Origin of the sequence: Acinetobacter sp. ANC 3929 (genome assembly GCF_000369405.1) — a bacterium.
Classification (GTDB): domain Bacteria; phylum Pseudomonadota; class Gammaproteobacteria; order Pseudomonadales; family Moraxellaceae; genus Acinetobacter.
Map to the genome: position 1 here is coordinate 40,413 of NZ_KB850001.1, position 16,892 is coordinate 57,304.

14 protein-coding genes are annotated in these 16,892 nt (G+C 38.4%); all 14 read left to right on the forward strand.

Translation table 11 applies throughout. The features are described 5' to 3' along the window. The first annotated feature begins 5 nt into the window (after nucleotides 1-5). On the forward strand, nucleotides 6-1,259 hold the full coding sequence (gene wecC, locus F909_RS02105; RefSeq protein WP_005154281.1) for a UDP-N-acetyl-D-mannosamine dehydrogenase: 1,254 nt from the start codon (nucleotides 6-8) through the stop codon (nucleotides 1,257-1,259). Further along, entirely contained in the window at nucleotides 1,260-1,826 is a 567-nt protein-coding gene (locus tag F909_RS02100; RefSeq protein WP_005154283.1) for an acyltransferase, read from the forward strand. It begins immediately after the preceding gene. Then, nucleotides 1,823-3,040, forward strand: coding sequence for a polysaccharide biosynthesis protein (locus F909_RS02095; protein WP_005154285.1), 1,218 nt, complete (start codon nucleotides 1,823-1,825; stop codon nucleotides 3,038-3,040). The genes F909_RS02100 and F909_RS02095 overlap by 4 nt, the downstream gene beginning before the upstream one ends. A 9-nt stretch (nucleotides 3,041-3,049) precedes the next feature. Further along, complete coding sequence (locus F909_RS02090) at nucleotides 3,050-3,982, forward strand: glycosyltransferase (RefSeq protein ID WP_005154288.1); 933 nt, start codon at nucleotides 3,050-3,052, stop codon at nucleotides 3,980-3,982. Continuing rightward, entirely contained in the window at nucleotides 3,957-5,081 is a 1,125-nt protein-coding gene (locus F909_RS02085) for an O-antigen ligase family protein (RefSeq protein WP_005154290.1), read from the forward strand. Before F909_RS02090 ends, F909_RS02085 begins: the two co-directional genes overlap by 26 nt. An 8-nt stretch (nucleotides 5,082-5,089) precedes the next feature. Then, complete coding sequence (locus tag F909_RS02080; RefSeq protein ID WP_005154292.1) at nucleotides 5,090-7,228, forward strand: bi-domain-containing oxidoreductase; 2,139 nt, start codon at nucleotides 5,090-5,092, stop codon at nucleotides 7,226-7,228. Continuing rightward, the gene (locus tag F909_RS02075; RefSeq protein ID WP_005154293.1) at nucleotides 7,225-9,039 is read left to right on the forward strand and encodes a heparinase II/III domain-containing protein; all 1,815 of its coding nucleotides are present in this window, start codon (nucleotides 7,225-7,227) and stop codon (nucleotides 9,037-9,039) included. The genes F909_RS02080 and F909_RS02075 overlap by 4 nt, the downstream gene beginning before the upstream one ends. Continuing rightward, nucleotides 9,036-10,247, forward strand: coding sequence for a glycosyltransferase family 4 protein (locus F909_RS02070; protein ID WP_005154295.1), 1,212 nt, complete (start codon nucleotides 9,036-9,038; stop codon nucleotides 10,245-10,247). The genes F909_RS02075 and F909_RS02070 overlap by 4 nt, the downstream gene beginning before the upstream one ends. Nucleotide 10,248: 1 nt before the next feature. After that, on the forward strand, nucleotides 10,249-10,860 hold the full coding sequence (locus F909_RS02065; RefSeq protein ID WP_005154297.1) for a sugar transferase: 612 nt from the start codon (nucleotides 10,249-10,251) through the stop codon (nucleotides 10,858-10,860). Then, nucleotides 10,857-11,507, forward strand: a complete 651-nt coding sequence (locus F909_RS02060) for a NeuD/PglB/VioB family sugar acetyltransferase (RefSeq protein WP_005154301.1) — start codon at nucleotides 10,857-10,859, stop codon at nucleotides 11,505-11,507. The genes F909_RS02065 and F909_RS02060 overlap by 4 nt, the downstream gene beginning before the upstream one ends. Nucleotides 11,508-11,538: 31 nt before the next feature. After that, on the forward strand, nucleotides 11,539-12,717 hold the full coding sequence (locus F909_RS02055; protein WP_005154302.1) for a DegT/DnrJ/EryC1/StrS family aminotransferase: 1,179 nt from the start codon (nucleotides 11,539-11,541) through the stop codon (nucleotides 12,715-12,717). Nucleotides 12,718-12,853: 136 nt separating this feature from the next. Continuing rightward, on the forward strand, nucleotides 12,854-14,728 hold the full coding sequence (locus tag F909_RS02050; RefSeq protein ID WP_005154308.1) for a polysaccharide biosynthesis protein: 1,875 nt from the start codon (nucleotides 12,854-12,856) through the stop codon (nucleotides 14,726-14,728). A 12-nt stretch (nucleotides 14,729-14,740) separates the two neighbouring features. Beyond that, the gene (galU, locus tag F909_RS02045; protein ID WP_005154309.1) at nucleotides 14,741-15,616 is read left to right on the forward strand and encodes a UTP--glucose-1-phosphate uridylyltransferase GalU; all 876 of its coding nucleotides are present in this window, start codon (nucleotides 14,741-14,743) and stop codon (nucleotides 15,614-15,616) included. Nucleotides 15,617-15,632: 16 nt separating this feature from the next. Beyond that, nucleotides 15,633-16,892, forward strand: coding sequence for a nucleotide sugar dehydrogenase (locus tag F909_RS02040; RefSeq protein ID WP_005154311.1), 1,260 nt, complete (start codon nucleotides 15,633-15,635; stop codon nucleotides 16,890-16,892).

Sequence of the window (16,892 nt, forward strand, 5' to 3'; positions counted from 1 at the left end):
AGAGTATGAGCAATTCATTCAAGCATATCTGTGTTATAGGACTAGGTTATATTGGTTTACCAACAGCTGCGACATTTGCTGCACATGGGGTAAAAGTGACGGGTGTTGATGTGAATCAACATGCGGTCGATATGATTAATCAAGGTAAAGTTCATATTGTTGAACCTGATTTAGATGCTTTGGTCCGTGACGTCGTTGCTCAGGGTAAATTGTCTGCTCAATTGGCACCGACTGAAGCAGATGCTTATATTGTTGCAGTTCCGACACCTTTTAAAGATGATTATCAGCCAGATCTAAAATATATTGAATCTGCTGCTAAGGCTTTAGCACCTTTTTTAAAGCCAGGTAATTTGGTTATTTTAGAGTCGACATCACCTGTGGAAGCGACTGAACAAATGTCGGCTTGGTTAAGTGAAGCGCGTCCAGATTTAAGCTTCCCGCAACAAAAGGGTGAAGAGGCTGATATTTTAGTCGCGCACTGCCCAGAACGTGTGTTGCCAGGTAAAGTTTTACAAGAGTTGATCAGTAATGACCGTATTATTGGCGGAATGACACCACGTTGTTCAAAAGCAGCATGTGATTTATACAAAATCTTTGTAAAAGGTGCATGTATTGAAACCAATGCTCGTACTGCAGAAATGTGTAAATTGACAGAGAACTCATTCCGTGACGTCAATATTGCTTTTGCAAATGAGCTTTCAGTTATTTGTGACAAGTTAGATATCAATGTATGGGAGTTGATTTCACTGGCGAACCGTCATCCGCGCGTCAATATTTTACAGCCAGGACCAGGGGTCGGCGGTCACTGTATTGCGGTTGATCCTTGGTTTATTGTGGCAAAGACACCAGAACAAGCTCGTTTGATTCGTACTGCGCGTGAAGTGAATGATGCCAAACCTGAATGGGTTATTGATCAGGTTAAAATTAAAATTGCGGATTTCTTACAAGCAAATCCAAATAAGACGATTCAAAATGTCACGATCGCTTGCTACGGTTTGGCCTTTAAACCTGATATTGATGATCTACGTGAGAGCCCAGCACTCGAAATCACAAAAAAGTTGGCTGAACAAGGTTTTAATATCCTTGCTATAGAACCGAATATTCAAGAGCTTCCTGCCAAGCTGCCTTCAAATATTAAATTGATTGCTCTTGAGGAGCATCAACAAGCAGATATCCATTTGATTTTGGTAGATCATAAACAGTTTAAAAATATGAACTTCTCTTTTTCATATTTAGTAGATACGAAAGGCATTTTATAAATGTATAGCCTATTCAAATTTTTTTTTAGAATTGGTGATTACTATCGTGGTCTAAAATTATTTTTGTTAATTAATTTATGTGGTGGTATTTGTAAAGGAGTTCCTAAAGTTGGGAAAAATGTCATTTTCAAATACCCTCCACATAAAGGAATTAAGTTTGGTAAAAAATGCGATATAGGTTCTTTTATACAATTTGATATACCGCCAGGTGGTGTACTCGAAATTGGAGATAACCTTAAACTAACGAACACAATAAATATTGCCGTGTCCAATAAAGTAAGAATAGGAAATAATGTACTTATTGCTGAAGGGGTTTCAATTAGAGACTCACAGCATAATTACTTAAACTCGGAAGAGTTAATTTCACAGCAAGGTTTAGAGGTTGGTGAAATAGAAATAAAGGATGATGTGTGGATTGGTAAAAATAGTATGATTTTACTCAATACTGTCATTCAAACAGGATGTGTTATTGGTGCTAGCTCTATAGTCAAAAGCAAAACAACAGATAATTATGGTGTATATGCTGGTCTTCCTTTGAAAAAAATTAAGGAAAGGACTAGTAGATGAGAATTTTTATAAAGTTGATGAGCAGTGGAATTCTTGTTCAGGTATTGATGTTGCTGTCGACTTTAGTTTTTTCTCGTATTTATTTGGTGGATGATTTTGGTGAGCTTGCATTCTATGCAAGCTTTGGATCAATAATGGCAATTATAGGGGGGCTGCGTTTTGATTATATTTTATTAAAAGAAAGTATATTGGATAAAGTTGGAGCATACTTTTTATCTAATATTTCGAGTCTTTTTTTTAATTTAATCATTTTGTTGATTTTCTTTATTATTCAATATTTCTTTCAATTGTTAGATTATAATTTAATCATTTTGTTTTTATTTGGTTTTGGTTTTAGTCTTTTTAATAACCTCACTCAATTTTTTGTGGCACAAAAAAAATATAATTACTTTATAGCTTTGAGATTTATACAGGTAATAACAGTATTTATTATTGCTGCTTTAGCTTACATTTCCCCATATGAATTAAAGGGGTTGTTGTGGGCTTATGGTGGGTCTCAATTTTTATTAGGTTTAATCGGGTTCATTTTTCTCTTAAAAAATAAATGGGTTGAGGTTGATTTAGCATCTCTTCGTAGGTTTTATAAGGAAAATATTTCTGAAGCTGGAAAGAACTCTTTAATAAGTTTCATGCAGTATAGTACTCCCCTTATCCCTGTATTTGTTGGTGGAATGTTCTATGATAAAAAAATCATAGGAGCATATTTCGTATTTTCCCAAATGATAAGTGCACCTCTAAGTGTTGTAAGACGAAACTTACTTATATATTTTAATGGAGAATTTTCTTCCAAAGAAAAATTTTATCACGCTTTTTCTAAAGTATTTTCTCTAACTCGCTTTTTTCTCTTTTTAGGTGTTTTATCTGTTTCGTTATTAATAACTTATTTTTTTAAAGATGAGTTAACTGTTTTAGTTCTAGGTAGCCAGTGGTCACCTTACGCTTATTTGCTGTTGCCTTTAGTATTTTATTTTGTTTTTGATAGTCTTTTACAACCGTTCACAACACTTTTGCCATTGTGGAATAAAGTGAATATTTCTTTGTTGTACGAAGGGCTTAGGTTTTTCCTGTTAGTTATTATGCTTCCAGCATTAATTTATATTTTTAAATTCGATTTTGTTACTTTCCTAACAATCTATATTTTAATTATGTTATGTGTTTATCTGATGATTTTTTATAAGATTTTCAGTCTTCATTCAAGTTTGGAAGAGAAATGAGGAGTGTCTATGAAAATTAATAAAGAAACGATCATTATCGGTGGAATACCAAATCCAATTGGTGGAGTAACTACATTTTTGAGTAGATTAATTAAGGCCTACTCTCAATATGTTGTAATGCTATTGGATTTGTACCCAAGTGAAGATAAAAAAATTCCTAAGAATTTTTCTGGTCATTATAAGTTAGCTAAAAATAAAATTGTCGCTATTTTTCTGGTTTTTTTAGCTCAATTAAAATATAGAAATAAGGATTTCTTCTTTAATTTCTCCTCTGGGAATAGCCTAGTATTTTTTATTTTTCTACCAAAGATAAATAATGAGTGGTCTTTAATGCTACATCATGGTCATTTATCAAGTAAATTACCGAGATTTATAATTAAAAATATTCTAATGAGGTTCGATAGAATATATGCTTTAAATCACAGGCAAGAGGAGTTTTATCGGGGATTTAAATCAGATCTCAATATAATTCAAGAAACTTCTTATGTTCCTGCAACACTTGTAGACATTGAAAAAGTTGAAAAGGAAGTTCTGTTAGATAAAATAAATCAAGGTTATAAAATACTGGTGGGTTCGGGTTTCCCTAGGCCCTTATATCAGCATCATTTACTGATTGATCTTGTTAGTAGAAACGAGAACCTTTTTTTATTTCTTTTTCTATATGGCGAAGGTGAGCTGAAGGATGAGCTTTTAAAACTTAACCATCCTAGGATAGTGGTTTTCTTAGATAAAGATGAAGATATTTTTAATTTTTACCTTTCTAAATCAAATTTGTATTTAAGACCAACCTTAGAAGATAGTTTCGGAATAGCATGCGCTGATGCTGTAGAGTTTGGTATACCAGTAATTGCCTCAAATGTTTGTAAAAGATACTCAGGTGTCCACACTTATGAGTTAAATTCGGATCAGGAATTCTATGAGCTATCAAACAAATTTCTATAGTTCGTCAAATGTTATAGTTCTACTTATATTAAGTTTTCTAACAATTGCAATAACATTGGTTGGCTTAGACTATGAACCTATTGTTATGCTAGCAAGAGGGATGACATATTCATTAGCAGGTTTTCTTGTTTTATGTTATTTGTTTAAAGGAGGCTTAGTTGTAAAACTAGAAAAATCTCTTTTTTTCTTCCTTTTGTTAGTATTTTGGGTAGGTGTTCGTGCCAAAAATTTTTACGGTTTAGGGTTGTTGCTGCAAACAATATTACTTTTTCTAAGTACCTTTGTTTTGAGGAATTTAAATTTTAGTTTTAAGGTAGATAAAGCAATACTAATAGGTGCTTTCTTTTATCTATTAATGGCTTTTGTACATTTTTTTATAACTCCTATTTTTGGTAATAGCAATTATATCGGTGTATGTGGTCTAATTTTCCTTGTTGTCTTTTTTTCAAAACAAACAAAAATATATTATCTTTTCTCTTTGCTGTGCTTGGTTTTTATTGTTTTATCTGGAACGCGCTCAGCGATATTAGGTTTAGTGGTCGGATATTTCTTATTTAAGATATTTAATTTAAGGACTTCATTAAGAATCCTATCTCTAATTGGATTTGCTGTACTAGCCATTTTATTCTTTAAATCTGGGCTCTATGACTATTTAAACTCTGATGATTTTGCTCAATTGGTTATTGATAAAACAGGTAAACGTCTTGAGTCAGGCCGTTTTGAAATTTGGGATCTCATTTTTTCGAATATGAGTTTTTCTAACTATATAGTTGGACTGGGAGGAGGAACTGATTACGAGGCAATAATTGGTAGTAAATTAAGTGCCCACTCCGGCTATGTATATATTATTTCATCTTATGGCATTGTTGGTCTATTTCTATTTGCCATGGCTAGTATATTTTCTATTATTAGATTATTTAAAAAAGGATATTATTTTTCCTTTTTATTATTTGTAGCTCTTTTATTCCGTGAATTCTTTGAAGTTACTTTACTACACAATAGTTTTCCTATTGCATTGTTTTTTTGGGCTTTTTTATCAAACGGTTATTTAGACCAGTTAAGACTCTCTAGACTTTCTTCAGGCACAGTAAAAGATTAAGGTAATTTATGAAACAAATTCTTCAAGATATGGCAAATGGTGGTACCACTGTGACCGAAGCTCCAGTACCACAATGTTCAAAAGGTCATTTACTGATTTCCACAACGACTTCGCTTATTTCTGCTGGAACAGAACGTATGTTGGTTGGATTTGGTAAGGCATCTCTAATTGATAAAGCACGCCAGCAACCAGAAAAAGTGAAAATGGTACTGGAAAAAGTACAAACAGATGGTCTATTAACAACTTACGATGCGGTAAAGTCTAAGTTGGCCCAACCACTTGCATTAGGTTATTGCAATGTGGGTATCGTGCATGAAGTAGGTGCCAATGTAGATGATTTCCAAGTTGGCGATCGTGTTGTGTCAAATGGCCCACATGCGGATATGGTGAAAGTACCTAAAAACCTTTGTGCAAAAATTCCAGATAATGTCAGTGATGAATCGGCTTCCTTTGCTGTTGTCGCAAGTATTGGCTTGCAAGGTATTCGACTTGCTCAACCAACTTTGGGCGAAAGCTTTGTCGTGACAGGTGCGGGTCTGATTGGTCTACTCACCATTCAGATGCTAAGAGCAAATGGCTGTCGCGTTCTTGCCATTGATTTCGATCAAAGTAAATTAGATTTGGCAAAACAATTTGGTGCAGAGATCTGTAATCCTGGTAAAGGTGAAGATCCTGTGGCTGTGGGTCTGGCATTTAGCCGTGGTGCGGGTGTCGATGGTGTCATTATTACCGCGTCAACCAAGGTCAGTGATCCAGTTATTCAAGCAGCGCGAATGAGCCGAAAACGTGGTCGTATTATTCTAGTCGGTGTAACAGGCTTAGAGTTAAACCGCGCTGATTTCTATGAAAAAGAACTCAGTTTCCAAGTTTCTTGTTCATATGGTCCAGGTCGTTATGATACTGGATATGAAGAGAAGGGGAATGATTATCCACTTGGCTTTGTTCGCTGGACTGAGCAACGTAACTTTGTTGCTGTTTTAGATATGATGGCTGCGGGTACCTTAAATGTAGAACCATTAATTACGCAACGATTTGAATTTGAAGATGCACCTAAAGCGTATGATGCATTGACGGAAGATAAATCTGGTTTGGGTTTATTGCTTAAATATAACTCTCCAGTCGAAACTCGTTTAGAAAAGCGAGTGGTATTACGTCCAATTTCTATTGAGCCAAAGAATGCTGTCGTTGGTTTTATTGGGGCAGGCAACTATGCTTCACGTGTGTTGATACCCGCTTTCAAAAAAGCATCTTCTCAATTACATACCATCGTAACCTCTGGTGGCATTAATGGAGTCATTCATGGCGAAAAAACAGGATTTGCCGAAGCTTCGACAGATCTGGATGGTTTATTAAATAATAAAGATATCAATACCGTCGCGATCGCGACCCGCCATAATAGCCATGCATACTTTGTAGAAAGAGTTTTATCGGCAGGTAAGAATGTTTTTGTTGAAAAGCCATTGGCTCTGACTGTCGAAGAAATTGAAAAAATTGAAGCGGTCTACAATCAAAATATCCAGAATAATCAATATGCACGAGTCATGGTGGGCTTCAACCGTCGTTTCTCACCACAAGTGCAAAAAATGAAAACTTTGCTAGATACAGTGAAAGAGCCGAAAAGCTTTATCATGACCATGAATGCAGGTGCGATACCCGCGGATCATTGGACACAAGATAATGCAGTTGGTGGTGGGCGTATCATTGGAGAAGCATGTCACTTTATCGACTTGATGCGCTTCCTAGCAGGTTCAAAAATTGTTTCTATTCAGGCTCGACGTATGGGCGAAACTGATGCAGTACAGGTTCTAGAAGATAAGGCTTCAATTACGCTTGGTTTTGAAGATGGGTCATTTGGCACCATTTTCTACTTGGCAAATGGCGCTTCAAGCTTCCCTAAAGAGCGTGTAGAAGTCTTTACAGCAGGTCGAGTACTACAATTAGATAATTTCAGAAAGCTAAAAGCATTTGGCTGGCCTGGTTTTAACAAGATGAATCTGTGGCGTCAAGATAAAGGTCAAGATGCTTGTGCTGCAGTCTTTGTAGACAGTATTCGAGATGGAAAAGAAGCACCAATTCCTGCCGATGAAATTTTTGAAGTTGCTAGAGTGACCATTCAGGTTACCGAAATTTTAAGAGCACAAACATGAGTTTAGTCATGAAAGGTCAAACAGCGCTTGCATTAGGGCTGTTTAATTTGTTCAGAGTGTTTAAATATCGTGTGGGCGTAAAAACAGGTCTAAACCCTGTACAAAAGTTGTCTGCACAATTGCCAGCGGGTTGCTTCTTTAGTCAGAGTGTACCCACTGGCACAATGAATGTGCCCGTAAACTCAACGTTAACAGCCTTTGGATACCTCAAGTATCCAGTGGCTGGACAGCTTCCGAATTGGTTCTATAGCCCTTTAACCCAGCATACCTTTCAAAATACAGCGAAGGCGTGGTATCAAATTCCAGATTTTGATGGAAATGTTGGTGATATTAAAGGCATCTGGGAGGCTTCTCGTTTTGACTGGCTAATCGACCTTGTTCTACACGAGCGTCAAGTGAGAGATGGGCAAGCATTGCTTCAGCTTGATTTATGGTTGAATGATTGGTGTAAGAAGAACCCTGCTTATTTTGGGCCGAATTGGAAATGTGGGCAGGAAGCATCCATCCGTGTCATGCATATCATTACTGCACTGATCGGTTTAGAGCAACAGAAACATCCGCATGACAATGTCTGTGCATTTATCGAGGCGCATTTAAAGCGTATCGAACCCACAATTGATTATGCCATTGCTCAGGATAATAATCATGGGACCTCTGAGGCAGCGGCATTGTATATTGGTGGAGCTGTTCTAAATCTTTGGAAACCTAAGCCTCAATATCAGCGGTGGCAGGCATTGGGTGAAAAATGGTTGCTGAACCGTGCAAGCAAGCTCATTATGCAAGACGGTGGTTTTAGTCAATATTCGATTAATTACCATCGAGTGATGCTGGATTCTTATTGCTTAGCTGAAATCGTCCGCCAAAAATTCGAATTAAAGCCTTTTTCAGGACAGTTATATCGTCAACTACAGAAAGCGACAGACTGGTTATATGTATTAACCCAAGCTAATGGGGATGTTCCTAATTTAGGTGCCAATGATGGTGCAAGACTGATTCCTGTAAGCCAAACGGATTATCGTGATTTTAGACCAACAGTTCAGTTGGCAAGTACATTATTCCATCAACATCGTTATTATCCAGAACCAGATTCATATGATGAAAGCCTAACGTTCTTTCAAATACAAAAATTGAAGCAAGAAAACTTTGAACTGCCTTCGCGAAATCAATTTTTTAATGAAAGCGGTTTGATTAGTTCTCAAAATAATAATTTCTTTATTGCATTCAAATTGCCGAAATTCAAATTTCGTCCAAGTCAATGTGATGCATTGCATCTGGATGTTTGGTTTAAAGGACAAAACCTTTTACGTGATGGTGGAACTTATAGTTATAATTCCACCGTAGAAGATTTAAACTACTTTTCTGGCGTTGCCAGTCACAATACCGTTGAATTTGATCAACACCAACAAATGCCGCGTTTAAGTCGCTTTTTATTCGGTGCATGGCTGACACCAAAAGAATTAACATATAGCACTAATGAATTTGGTTGTGCTTATCAAGATCATTGGGGTTGTACACATCACCGTAAAATTTCATTAACAGATAATGCAATTAAAATAGCAGATAATATTTCTGGTTTTAAGCAACAAGCGATCTTACGTTGGCGTTTACAGCCAGATCATTGGACTCTTGAGAATAATGTTCTAAGCAATGGTCAAATAGAGATTATTTTAGAGGCTGAGCATCCGATAACTCTTCGTTGGAGTGAAGGAGAGGAGTCTAGGTACTACTATCAAAAGAGCAAAGTGCCTGTTTTAGAAGTGACTGCTACACAAGCGACTACAATTTTTACTGTAATTAAAGATTTAACATGAAAATTTTATATTTCCATCAGCATTTTTCTACACCCAAAGGGTCAGCAGGAATCCGTTCTTATGCTATGGCTCAATCACTTATTCGTAATGGCCATCAGGTGACGATGGTTTGTGGATCTTTTGGAGCAGGGCAAACGGGTTTAACTCAGCCTTTTGATAAGGGAATGCGTCGTGGTGTAGTCGATGGTATCAATATTATTGAATTCGAATTGCATTATTCGAATACGCTGTCTTTCCTCAAACGGATTTTAATTTTTTTAAGTTTTGCTTTTAAATCGATTAAAGTTGCTTTAACTGAACAGTATGATGTTGTATTTGCAACGACAACACCATTGACGGCAGGTATCCCTGGTATTTTTGCTAAATGGCTAAGACGGAAACCATTCGTCTTTGAGGTACGGGATTTATGGCCAGAGCTGCCTAAAGCGATGGGTGTGATCAAAAACCCAGTGGTTTTATGGTTGATGTCTGTACTTGAATGGACTTCTTACCATTCAGCGGATCGTTTGGTTGGTCTCTCTCCTGGTATTGTAGACGGTATAATCAAACGTGGGATTGCGCCTGAAAAAGTAGCCTCTATTCCGAATGGGTGTGATTTAGATATTTTTGCATCTGAACATCAAGCATGGCGGCCTGAGGGCGTTCAACCAACAGACCTTATGGCAATTTTTACTGGCACACATGGCTTGGCCAATGGTCTTAATGCCGTGTTAGACGCGGCAGTTGAATTGAAAAAACGTCAAAGAACGGATATTAAATTGGTTCTGGTTGGTGATGGCATGCAGAAGAAGGCTTTAGTTGAACGTGCAACTGAGCTAAAACTTGATAATGTAATTTTTCATAATCCTGTTAATAAAGCAAAGTTGGCAGGTCTCATGGCGAGTGCTGATGTGGGGTTACAAATTTTAGCCAATGTCCCTGCCTTTTATTATGGAACCTCACCGAATAAATTTTTTGATTACATTTCAGCGGGTTTACCCGTTTTAAATAATTATCCGGGTTGGTTAGCGGAGTTAATTACCAAAGAGCAATGTGGTTTTGCTGTACCCCCAGAGAATCCTCAAGCGTTTGCCAATGCCTTGGAACAGGCAGCTAATCAGCGAGAGCAACTGATTGAAATGGGCAGAAATAGTCAACAGGTCGCCAAAGAGCAGTTTAATCGTTCTATTCTTTCACAGAAGTTTTCTGATTGGGTTACGGGAGCGTAATATGCTTAAACGTTTACTGGATATTGTTATTGCTTCAACCGCGTTGATTTTGCTTTCACCTTTATATTTTTATGTTGCACATAAGGTAAAGAAGAACTTAGGTTCACCCGTTTTGTTCCGTCAGGTTCGTCCAGGCTTGCATGGTAAACCGTTTGAAATGATTAAGTTTCGCACCATGAAGGATGCACTTGATGAACAGGGCAATCCTTTACCTGATAGTGACCGCCTAACACCTTTTGGTAAGATGTTACGTTCGACCAGTCTGGACGAAATGCCCGAGCTTTGGAATGTGATTAAGGGGGATATGAGTGTTGTGGGACCACGTCCATTACTGATGGAATATTTACCTCTATACAACAAAGAACAAGCCAAACGTCATGATGTACGTCCAGGCATGACTGGGCATGCACAGGTCAATGGGCGTAATGCGATTAGTTGGGAACAAAAATTTAAACTTGATACATGGTATGTGGAAAATAGATCACTTTGGTTAGATTTTAAAATTATGTTGCAGACAGTGAAGAAGGTCATAGCCAAAGATGATATCAGTGAAGCTGGAGAGGCGACGATGAGTAAATTTACAGGAACAAATAATAAGGAGTTAAATAAGTGACAGAATTTATTGGTGTTTACGGTGCGAGCGGTTTTGGTAAAGAAGTGATGCCATTAGTCCGTCAAAAATTTCCAACTTTGAAAAAAGAACAATTTGTTTTTATTGATGATGGCCAAGCAGGTGGAAGCCTGAATGGTTATTCAGTTTTAACCTACACAGATTTTATTAATAACACAGCTACACATAAGGCTGTAACGATTGCGATCGCGAACAGTATTGTTCGTGAAAAACTAGTCGTGCGTCTAAATGAGGATGGAGTTCAACATTTAGCGATACAAGCAGACAATACAGTGGTTTTAGATGAGGTAGAGATCGGTGAAGGGAGTCTACTTTGCCCATTCACTTGTTTGACCTCAAATATTAAAATTGGCAAGTTTTTCCACGCTAATATTTATAGTTATGTCGCTCATGACTGTGTGATTGGTGATTACGTTACCTTTGCACCAGGGGTAAAATGTAATGGTAATATTCATATTGAGGACCATGCCTATATTGGTACAGGTGCAGTAATCAAACAAGGAACACCAGACAAGCCATTGGTAATTGGTAAAGGTGCTGTAGTTGGGATGGGTGCAGTGGTAACTAAGAGTGTGCCAGCAGGCGTAACTGTAATTGGTAACCCTGCAAGAATTTTAGAAAAGAAGTAAGCCGTATTATTTTATAGATCAGGAAATTACAATGTTGAACACAGCATTCGAGCCATGGCCAAGTTTTACGCAACAAGAAGCAGACGCAGTTAAAGATGTATTACTTTCAAATAAAGTAAATTATTGGACAGGGCAAGAATGCCGAGAGTTTGAAAAAGAGTTCGCAACATTTGCTGGTACTGAGTATGCGGTGGCTTTAACCAACGGTACCGTTGCCTTAGATGTGGCTTTAAAAGCTTTGGGAATTGGGGCTGGTGATGATGTGATCGTCACTTCACGCACCTTCCTCGCTTCTGCAAGTTCAATTGTAACGGCTGGGGCTAATCCTATTTTTGCTGATGTTGAGCTGGATTCTCAGAATATTTCACGTCGTACCATTGAAGCAGTACTTACACCAAATACCAAAGCGATTATTTGTGTGCATTTGGCAGGTTGGATGTGTGATATGGATCCAATTATGCAGCTTGCTGCGGAAAAAGGGCTGTATGTGATTGAAGACTGTGCGCAAGCGCATGGTGCACAATATAAGGGTAAACCAGCGGGTTCAATTGGGCATATTTCGGCTTGGTCTTTCTGCCAAGATAAAATTATGAGCACAGGTGGTGAAGGTGGTATGGTCACCACCAACAACGAAGGCCTTTGGAAGAAAATGTGGTCTTATAAAGATCATGGCAAAAGCTACGATAGCGTTTATAATAAACAACATCCGCCAGGATTCCGATGGTTACATGATTCTTTTGGTACCAACTGGCGTATGATGGAAATGCAGGCAGTAATTGGCCGTATTCAGCTGACACGTATGACAGAGTGGATACAAAAGCGAACTGAGAATGCAGAACACATTCTGAAAGCATTTGTAGATTCTCCTTATTTTACGATTCATTTGCCTTCAAGTGATTATGTGCATGCCCATTATAAATGTTATGTGCAAGTCAATTTAGCTGCATTACCGGATGGCTGGTCGCGCGATCGAATTATGCAAGAAATTAATGCGCAAAATGTACCTTGTTTTAGCGGTTCTTGTTCAGAGGTATATTTAGAGCATGCCTTTGATGAGACACCATGGCGTCCAGAGCAGCGTTTGCAGAATGCGCAACAACTCGGTGAGACCAGTCTGATGTTTTTGGTACACCCAAGCTTAAGCCAAGACAGTATAGTCAAAACAGTTCGTGCCATTCAAAACGTAAAAAGTGCGATTGAGTCAGCGTGAAAACAACGACAAGAGCGCGACTTAAGGTCAAACTCTTGCGTTTATGATTATGTAATCAGTATGTAAAAGTCATTTCTAGTTCTATGAGAAATGCGTATAAAGATCAAACTGTAAAATGGATGATTAGAAGAGCATTGTGAAAAAGATTATTCATCAATTCGCCTCAGCACCAAGGCTATTTAAACAGATATTTCTGGTTTTTTTGGATGCTTTCGCTTTTCCTGTGATTTTATGGTTGTGCTATGTCATTCGTTTATTTGATTTAGGTGCAGAGGTTATTCCTGGGATTGATTATGGTATTGTCTTGATCAGTCTCATTACGGTTGCAAGTCTAGGACTAACTGGCGTTTATCATTTTATTGTTCGAACTTTTAACGAAGTCTTTATTGTTAAATTAGCGATTGCTGTTTCACTGACAATGGTAGCCCTGTACATTTTGAATGTACTCACACCAGCTTATATCCCAATGTCGATTCCATTTATGTATGGATTTATGATGTTTGCATGGGTATGGATGAGTCGTGCCGTTATTCGTTTTATTATTAAAGCTTCTTTCTATTCAGAGATTGGGCGAAAAAGAATTGCAATTTATGGAGCGGGAGATGCGGGACAGCAAATCGCAGCTGCATTACATCGTTCTGATGACCACTTACCAGTTTTCTTTATTGATGATTTTGCATCTTTACAGGGACAGACTGTCGGTGGCTTAAAAGTTTACTCTGTTGAAAAGGCACTACATCGCTTTAAAAAAGATCGTATAGAAGAAATTTTACTTGCACTTCCTTCAGTTGGGCGAGTACGTAAAGCTGAAATTATTCAGCAGTTTGAAATTGCGCACTTAAAAATTACAGAACTGCCTGGCTTAACCCGTCTGGTTGATGGTGAAATACAAGTTTCAGATATACAAGAAGTTGATATTATTGATTTATTAGGCCGTGATCCAGTTCCGCCAGTTGCTCATTTGATTGCTAAAAATATTCAAAATAAAATCGTGATGGTGACAGGTGCAGGTGGTTCAATTGGTTCGGAACTGTGTCGACAAATTATCAAGAACCAACCGAAAATGTTGGTGCTTTATGAGCTCACAGAATTTGCTTTATATGATATTGATAAAGAGTTAAGACAAAGCGCAAGCTGCGAGATTGTTCCAATTTTAGGGACGGTACAAGATCAGCAGAAACTTGAACGTATTATTGAACAATATCACATCCAAACAGTTTATCACGCTGCTGCCTATAAGCATGTCCCATTAGTGGAATGTAATCCAATCGCTGGCTTAAAAAACAATGCCATTGGTACTGCAAATAGTTTAAATGCTGCAGTGACGAAAGGGGTTGAAACTTTTGTGTTGATTTCAACCGATAAAGCGGTGAGACCGACCAATGTAATGGGTGCCTCAAAACGTATGGCTGAACTCTATTGCCAAGCGGTTGCTGAAACCAAACCCGCTACACAAATCAGTATTGTACGTTTTGGTAATGTTTTAGGTTCTTCTGGTTCTGTTGTTCCATTATTTAAACAACAGATCGCAACAGGCGGACCGATTACTGTGACGCATCCTGATGTTACCCGTTATTTTATGACCATTCCTGAGGCCTCTCAGTTGGTGATCCAGGCGGGTGCATTAGGTTCTGGCGGTGATGTGTTCTTGCTTGATATGGGTGAACCAGTCCGAATTCAGGATCTGGCACGCCAAATGATTAAGCTGAGCGGTTTGAAAGTGAGAGAAACTGGTTCACTGGATGGCGATATTGAAATTGCCTATAGTGGGTTGCGTCCAGGTGAAAAACTTTATGAAGAATTGCTGATTGATCAGGACAATACCGAATATACTGAACATACCCGTATCTTACGTTCGTTTGAAAAACATTTTCCATTACACGAAATTCAAATTGTATTTGGTAAAATCAACCAAATGACAGCAATCGATCATGACGTGGACTGGGCTCTAACCCAGCTTGAACATTATGTAGATGGCTATAAACGTAGCGGTGAAGTTAGAGTTAATTAATCTGAGAAAGAAATGATCAAAAAAGCAATTTTACCTGTCGCAGGTTTAGGTACACGTTTTTTGCCAGCGAGCAAATCAATCCCAAAAGAAATGGTGACGGTTGTAGATCGTCCTGCGATTGAGTATGTAGTGCGTGAGGCCGTTGAAGCCGGTATAGAACAGATTATTTTGGTCACCCACTCATCCAAGGCGTCGATTGAAAATTACTTTGATCGCAACTTTGAATTGGAAACGACTTTAGAGCAAAAAAAGAAATTTGACCTGCTTAAAGAAATTACTGATATTTTGCCGAAGCATGTCAGTGTCGTGAGTGTTCGCCAACCACAACCACTTGGACTTGGGCACGCGGTACTCTGTGCCAAAGACATTGTGGGTGATGAGGCATTTGCGGTGTTATTACCCGATGTGTTGGTCAAGAATCAAAGCAGTGATAACGACTTGTCATTGATGATTCAGCGTTTTGAGCAGTCGCAGGCAGCACAAATTATGGTAGAAGCAGTGCCTGACAATCTCGTGGATCAATATGGTATTGTTGATGTTGCAGTTGTACCGAATGAGGGTGAAAGTATCCAGATGCAGGGCATTGTTGAAAAGCCTGCTGTAGGTACAGCGCCTTCAAATCTTTCGGTTGTTGGGCGTTATATCTTACCCGCTCAAATCATGGCACTTTTAGAGAACACACCACGTGGTGCGGGGAATGAAATTCAGCTCACTGATGCAATCGCAGCATTACAACAGTCGGAAGCCGTTGAAGCGTATAGAATGAAAGGGCAAACTTTTGACTGTGGTAGTAAATTGGGCTATTTAAAAGCTGTATTACACTATGGTATTGAGCATCCAAAATTGGGCGCAGATTTTAAGGGCTTAATCCAAGAATTAGCCCTCTAGTTCAGGGCATGTGGTTATGAAAGTTGCAATCTTTGGTAATACTTTATATGCAGGCGTGATGTCTGCATTATTGTCTGAATCTGGACATTTTGTTTATTGGTGTTCCCATCTCGATGATAATTCTGATGATCAGCAATATGCATTTCATGATGAAAATGTCAGTCGTTTATTAGAGAAACAGCGTAATAGTGGTTTTCTCAATTATCGAAATTTAGAGGGTATTCCTTTAGATATTGATGCTTACTTATTTAGTTTTAACCAAACACAAGAACAGCAAGTTTTTCAATTATTGCAGTCGTTGAAACGACGCCCAATCATTCATCCTAAGCTGATGATTAATGCCTCAACCTTTGGTTTACAAGGTACTGAACATTTTAAGCAAATCCTGTCTGAAGATGACTGGGTGTATTTGCCCGATACGATACAAGAGGGCAATGCACTGCATAGTTTAACGCAGGCCAAACAGCTCATTGTTGGATGCACTCAAGTTGCGGTTCAAAGTAAAGTGAAAGAATTGCTGCGACCATTTTTCCCGTTGGAGCAGCAATATTTGTTTATGCCGATTTTAGATGCTGAGTTTACCAAACTGAGTATTTCTGGCATGTTGGCGACACGGATCAGCTACATTAATGATTTAGCTGTTGTGGCTGAAAAACTTGGGATTGATATAGCTTCGGTCCGTCAGGGTATGGCAGCAGATAGCCGTATCGGCTCGGCTTACTTAGCACCAGGCGCAGGCTTTGGTGGTGAAAACTTTTCTCATGATATTTTGACCTTGTCGAACACCGTTGCAAATACAGGCGTGAAAAGCCAGCTCCTTGCTCAAGTTTGGGACATCAATGAGCAACAAAAAGAAATCCTGTTCCGTAAGTTTTGGAATTACTATCATGGTGATTTACAAGGTAAATCAGTCGCGATCTGGGGTGCCTCTTTTAAAGAAAATACATCGAGTATTCAGCAATCGCCTATTCACCAAATGCTTGCTGCGCTCTGGGCGCAAGGTGTAACAGTTCATCTCCATGATCCACAAGCTTTGGATGAAATTAAACAAATGTACGGGCAACGCGATGATCTGATCCTTTGTCAGGATCAGTATGATGCCGTGAAAAATGTGCATGGTTTGTGTGTATTAACGGCATGGAAACAATACTGGAGCCCGGAATTCAAACAGCTTGAACAGCTTATGGCACATCCTTTGATTTTGGATGGTCGCAATATTTATGATCCAGATTATGTCAAAGCACAAGGTTTTGCATATATGGGAGTGGGGCGTTAA

What these genes read in the sequence shown, in the direction of transcription:
- wecC (WP_005154281.1), top strand. Translation starts at nt 6, where the DNA reads ATGAGCAATTCATTCAAGCATATCTGTGTTATAGGACTAGGTTATATT.
- F909_RS02100 (WP_005154283.1), top strand. Translation starts at nt 1,260, where the DNA reads ATGTATAGCCTATTCAAATTTTTTTTTAGAATTGGTGATTACTATCGT.
- F909_RS02095 (WP_005154285.1), top strand. Translation starts at nt 1,823, where the DNA reads ATGAGAATTTTTATAAAGTTGATGAGCAGTGGAATTCTTGTTCAGGTA.
- F909_RS02090 (WP_005154288.1), top strand. Translation starts at nt 3,050, where the DNA reads ATGAAAATTAATAAAGAAACGATCATTATCGGTGGAATACCAAATCCA.
- F909_RS02085 (WP_005154290.1), top strand. Translation starts at nt 3,957, where the DNA reads ATGAGCTATCAAACAAATTTCTATAGTTCGTCAAATGTTATAGTTCTA.
- F909_RS02080 (WP_005154292.1), top strand. Translation starts at nt 5,090, where the DNA reads ATGAAACAAATTCTTCAAGATATGGCAAATGGTGGTACCACTGTGACC.
- F909_RS02075 (WP_005154293.1), top strand. Translation starts at nt 7,225, where the DNA reads ATGAGTTTAGTCATGAAAGGTCAAACAGCGCTTGCATTAGGGCTGTTT.
- F909_RS02070 (WP_005154295.1), top strand. Translation starts at nt 9,036, where the DNA reads ATGAAAATTTTATATTTCCATCAGCATTTTTCTACACCCAAAGGGTCA.
- F909_RS02065 (WP_005154297.1), top strand. Translation starts at nt 10,249, where the DNA reads ATGCTTAAACGTTTACTGGATATTGTTATTGCTTCAACCGCGTTGATT.
- F909_RS02055 (WP_005154302.1), top strand. Translation starts at nt 11,539, where the DNA reads ATGTTGAACACAGCATTCGAGCCATGGCCAAGTTTTACGCAACAAGAA.
- galU (WP_005154309.1), top strand. Translation starts at nt 14,741, where the DNA reads ATGATCAAAAAAGCAATTTTACCTGTCGCAGGTTTAGGTACACGTTTT.
- F909_RS02040 (WP_005154311.1), top strand. Translation starts at nt 15,633, where the DNA reads ATGAAAGTTGCAATCTTTGGTAATACTTTATATGCAGGCGTGATGTCT.